Consider the following 4,727-nt stretch of genomic DNA (forward strand, 5'->3'; position numbering starts at 1 on the left):
TGAATCAAAAATAATAGATTGCTTTGCATAGACAAACTCCTTTCTAGCTAAAAATAATAGGCCTCTAAATGAATAGATTTAGAGGCCTATTGATCATTCAATTTACTTATTTTACAGTATTTCTTTCGTTTAGGTCAATCCTCTAGGGAGATTATTCTTCAGTTGAAGGCAATTCAGTCGGCTCCATAGCTTCTTTCGGTACGCCAAAGAAGTAAGTGACAATAAACCCACCGGCATAAGCAGCTAATAATCCTAACACATAACCCCACCACATATGACCGAAGATCAATGGAATCAAGGCAACACCTGAAGGCCCGATTGCAGTCGCACCAATACCGCCAATGCCGCCGATGACTGCTCCACCAATACCTCCGCCAATACAGGCTGTGATAAATGGACGTCCTAATGGCAAAGTAACCGCGTAAATCAATGGTTCGCCGATTCCTAAGATCCCAACTGGCAATGAACCTTTAATCATATTGGTTAATTGTTTATTTTTACGGCATTTTACCCAAAGTGCTAAAGATGCACCAACTTGTCCGCCGCCTGCCATAGCTAAAATAGGTAACAGCAAAGTCATGCCTTGTGATGCGATCATTTCAATATGGATTGGAGTCAAGACTTGATGCAATCCAAACATCACCATTGGCAAGAAGAACAATCCAAGAATAAAACCGGCAAATGCTCCGCCAACATTTAAGACCCAAGTAATAGCTCCTACTAAACTTGAAGAGATCACGCCTGCAATCGGCATAATCAAGAAAATCGTCACTAATCCGATAAGCAGCAACGAAATAGTAGGTGTTACAATAACATCAATTGAGTCAGGAATTACTTTACGTAAAGCTTTTTCGACAATAGACAATAGGAATACAGCAAAAACTACACCAATGATTCCGCCTTGTCCGGCGGCTAGGTCCCCACCGGTAAAAATATTTGGTAAGGGCATTTCAGGAGTCATACCGCTTAGATAAACAATACCGGCTACAACACCGCCTAATCCTTCAGTAGCTCCAAAGACCTTAGCTGCATTGATCCCAACATAAATATTTAAGAAGCCAAACAATCCATTTTTAATGATATTCAATACCAGAACGATTGTGACCCAAGACTCCCCGCTTATTGTTCCAGCTGTCAACATATTTTGTAAGACTGATGCGATCCCGCCGATAATACCGGCTCCTACAAATGCAGGAATCAAAGGAACAAAGATATTGGCAATCGATTTTGATCGGCTTTTGTAATGGCCGCTCTTCTCTCAGCTTCTTCACGACCGCTCGTTGATCCGCCTGTCGTCGCGGCGGCTTGGACAGGTATGGTTTCTCCCAGTCCTACTCCAGCCATTTTCACCATTTCTTTTGCTACTTTATTTACAATACCAGGGCCTAAAACAACTTGAAGGGTTTCTTCTTCAACTACACCCAATACTCCATCAATTTTCTTTAATCCTGCTATATCAACTGCTGCTGGATCTTTGATGTCCATTCGTACCCGTGTCATACAATGAATAACTTTATTGACATTTCCCATACCGCCTACTTGTGCGTAGATTTCTCTCGCTAAGCGCTGTTCTTTTGTTTCAGCCATTTTTACAACCTCCAATTTTTATCTTTTCATCTCGCTAAATAGTTTTACGAATAAAGCCTTTTGCTTCGGTCAGTTTTTTGGCCGCGTCTTCTTTAGATGAGTGAGTTAATATCATCACGATAGCTAATTTCACTTGCTGTTCTGCCTGCTCGAAGGCTTTGCTTGCTTCTTCATAGGTACAATCTGTTGCTTCCATAATAATTCGTTTTGACCGTTCTTCCAACTTTTTATTTGATGGTTTTACATCAACCATTAAATTTTGATAGACTTTCCCGATACCAATCATTGAGCCGGTAGATAACATATTCAATACCAGTTTTTGAGCTGTGCCTGATTTCAACCGTGTCGATCCGGTTAATATTTCTGGACCTACTTCTACCTCAATAGGCAGTTCTGCATATCGGCTGATTTCAGCATTTTTGTTACAGGCTATTGTAGCAGTCGCAGCTCCAACTTTTTTAGCGTATTCTAAGCCGCCAATCACATAAGGTGTACGACCGCTGGCTGCGATTCCAACTACGATGTCTTTATCCGTTAATTCAATCGCTTTCAAATCTTCTTCACCAAGTTCTTTTGAATCTTCGGCTCCTTCTACCGCCACTGTCATCGCTTTCATTCCACCTGCAATCAATCCTTGTACCATACTGGAATCTACACTAAAAGTCGGCACACATTCTGCTGCATCCAATACACCTAAGCGGCCGCTTGTTCCGGCACCCATATAGATTAAACGTCCTTCTTGATTAAATGATTTTATAATAGCTTCTACTACTTTAGTAATTTGTGGAATTTCAGCTGCTACTTTAGCCGCAACCGTTTGATCTTCTTGATTCATGACTTGCATCATTTCTGCTACTGATAACTCATCCAGGTGCATTGTTTGTTGGTTTCTTGTTTCTGTAGCTAATTTTTCTAAATTCATTTGATAAACTCCTCTTTTACTTTTTATTTACTTGAATTTCGAACGGCTGGCCGGCTTTGCACCATTCCAACAACGAACGATCTTCTGGAATGATCTGTGCAACTACATTTACTTTTTTATCTGCAGGCAAATCCGTTAAGCAGATCTGAGTTTCTCCCATATAACGTCCGTATAATTGATTATCTAACGTAATACTGCCTTTTGTTCGGGCCAAGGGGGATTCAGGAATAATGTCCCCTATTTCTTTGAACCGTGCAGCGGCACTGCGGATAACATCTCGCGCCGCATCCCATCGATTTTGATGCACTCCCATTACTGACTGAGCATAAGCTGATTGTTGTTCTGGTTCAGCAAATAATAGCAATTGATTTTTTTCAAAATAGGATGCAAACTGCTGCTGCGTTTTCTTCTTTAAACCTGGATCGCCAATGTAAACGTCTTCAACTAAACAGTCAGTAAATAACTCAATAGCAGCAGCTAACGGGTGTTCATACCGATGTTTTTCAAGTGTGGGCAAGCCTTCAAAAAGCGGACCTCTTAATTGATTGTCTCCTGGAACAAAAGCCATTACACGAAACCCTAATTGCTGCAACCATTTATTTTTTTTGATAAAATCTGCTTTACCCAACCCTGTTTCAGGTCTAGGGTAATAATTGTGCCAAGCTTCCAAATGTTCAAAATGCGCCCCGGCACTGGTTAATTCAGCTACATCTTTATTTGTAATGGTACTGGCATTCAAAGAAACTTTCATAACATGGGACAATTCCGCAATCACTTCATTGCTGATACCATAGTCTATTCTGAGCCCTGTTATCCCAGTGGCTAAAATTTCCTGTGGCTTTTCAAAGGATAACCCAATTTTTGTTAACGCAGAACCTGAAATATCTACCATTACTTCCATTTCTAATTCCTTAGCCCACTCACCTAATGTCGTTAATCGTCTCAAATAATGTGAGCTGTCATCTTCCGGAATATGTAAAGATGAAAAAATCCCTGTAAACCCGTGTCTTTTCATTGAAACTAGACTTTCTCGCAGTTCTTCGTTAAGATCTTCTCCAAGAAAAACTGAAGTACCTAACACAAAATCCCTCCTCAATGTAATCGTTTTATCTGATAAACCTATCATACCATCTTGAAATATTATTTCAAGTATTTCTTTAAAATAAATTTCCTGTCTACTTGCGTCTGAATCAACTAAATTCTTTATTTAAATAGGAATAAAAAGGCTGTCGTTCAGTTTAAAGGCTTCATTACAAAACATCGCTTCTGCCCAACTTATAGGAGTAAGCGCATTCATTTCTATGAAACAGAAATATTCTGTGATAGAATGAAATTATATTTTAAAAAAAGGAGACGATCATCATCCAACGTTTATTTTTTGTCCGTCACGGGAAAACAGAATACAACTTAGCCAATCGGGTGCAAGGCGGAGCTATTGATTCCCCTCTATTGGAACAAAGTAAAAAGGATGCTGTTAAAACGGGAGCAGTGTTAAACTCATACGGCATCAAACAAATTATTGCCAGCCCACAAAAACGTGTAGTGGACACAACCAAATTGATCACCTCTCAGTTTCAACATCCTTATACCATCCACTATGTCGAAGAATATAAAGAGTTTGGCTATGGAAAATGGGAAGGAGCTTATATTCCGGATTTTGAAAAAGAAGAGCCTGAATTGTTTTTTAATTTACTTCACCGTCCTGACTTATACGACCCTAATGAATTTAGCGGAGAAACTTACCAGCAATTGATTCACCGAGGAACAAAAACTGTAACAGAGGCGATCAAGCAGTTTCCAGATCAGGATTTATTATTCGTAGGTCATAGCATCACAACAACAGCGACCCTTTCCTCTTTGTTAGGGAAAGAACTGAAAGCTATTCGCTCTCAGACGCCTTTAGAAAATACCAGTATTTCAGTCTTGCATTATCAAAACAAGTCTTTCTCATTAGACTCTTGGAACCAAACCGGACATTTGTGTTAATGGCTACTAAACGGTTAAGAAAATTGAGTTCTTCATTTTCTTAATCGTTTTTCTTTTTCAGTTAAATAAAACTGATTATTTCTTAACAATCATTATCATTTAACAAATAAGTGTGTTATTATAAAGACAAGAACCACTTAACGGTTGATTTGAAAAGGAGCGAAGAGAGATGAAAACTTTATTTAAAGAAAATAAACCGATGATTGCAACCCTTTTAAGCGGGTGTTTACTT

The 4,727-nt window shown here is 39.2% G+C and carries 3 protein-coding genes and 1 pseudogene; 1 reads left to right on the forward strand and 3 read right to left on the reverse strand.

Annotation, left to right across the window (positions count from 1 at the left end):
* Positions 1-151: 151 nt before the first annotated feature.
* From RT405_RS09455 to RT405_RS09465, 3 genes and pseudogenes are all read right to left on the reverse strand, one after another.
* Positions 152-1,587, reverse strand: a pseudogene (locus RT405_RS09455) (PTS transporter subunit EIIC).
* Positions 1,588-1,621: 34 nt separating this feature from the next.
* On the reverse strand, positions 1,622-2,509 hold the full coding sequence (murQ, locus tag RT405_RS09460) for an N-acetylmuramic acid 6-phosphate etherase (protein ID WP_313469285.1): 888 nt from the start codon (positions 2,507-2,509) through the stop codon (positions 1,622-1,624).
* Between the two features lie 16 nt (positions 2,510-2,525).
* The gene (locus RT405_RS09465; protein ID WP_313469286.1) at positions 2,526-3,590 is read right to left on the reverse strand and encodes a MupG family TIM beta-alpha barrel fold protein; all 1,065 of its coding nucleotides are present in this window, start codon (positions 3,588-3,590) and stop codon (positions 2,526-2,528) included.
* Positions 3,591-3,871: 281 nt separating this feature from the next.
* On the opposite strand from RT405_RS09465, the gene RT405_RS09470 reads away from it, so the two are divergent.
* Positions 3,872-4,495 carry a histidine phosphatase family protein gene (locus RT405_RS09470; RefSeq protein ID WP_313469289.1) on the forward strand — a complete coding sequence of 208 codons (624 nt, stop codon included), beginning with the start codon at positions 3,872-3,874 and terminating at the stop codon, positions 4,493-4,495.
* Positions 4,496-4,727: the final 232 nt, after the last annotated feature.

The sequence above is a fragment of the Carnobacterium sp. genome (assembly GCF_032094055.1).
Classification (GTDB): domain Bacteria; phylum Bacillota; class Bacilli; order Lactobacillales; family Carnobacteriaceae; genus Carnobacterium_A.

What these genes read in the sequence shown, in the direction of transcription:
- murQ (WP_313469285.1), bottom strand. Translation starts at nt 2,509, where the DNA reads ATGAATTTAGAAAAATTAGCTACAGAAACAAGAAACCAACAAACAATG.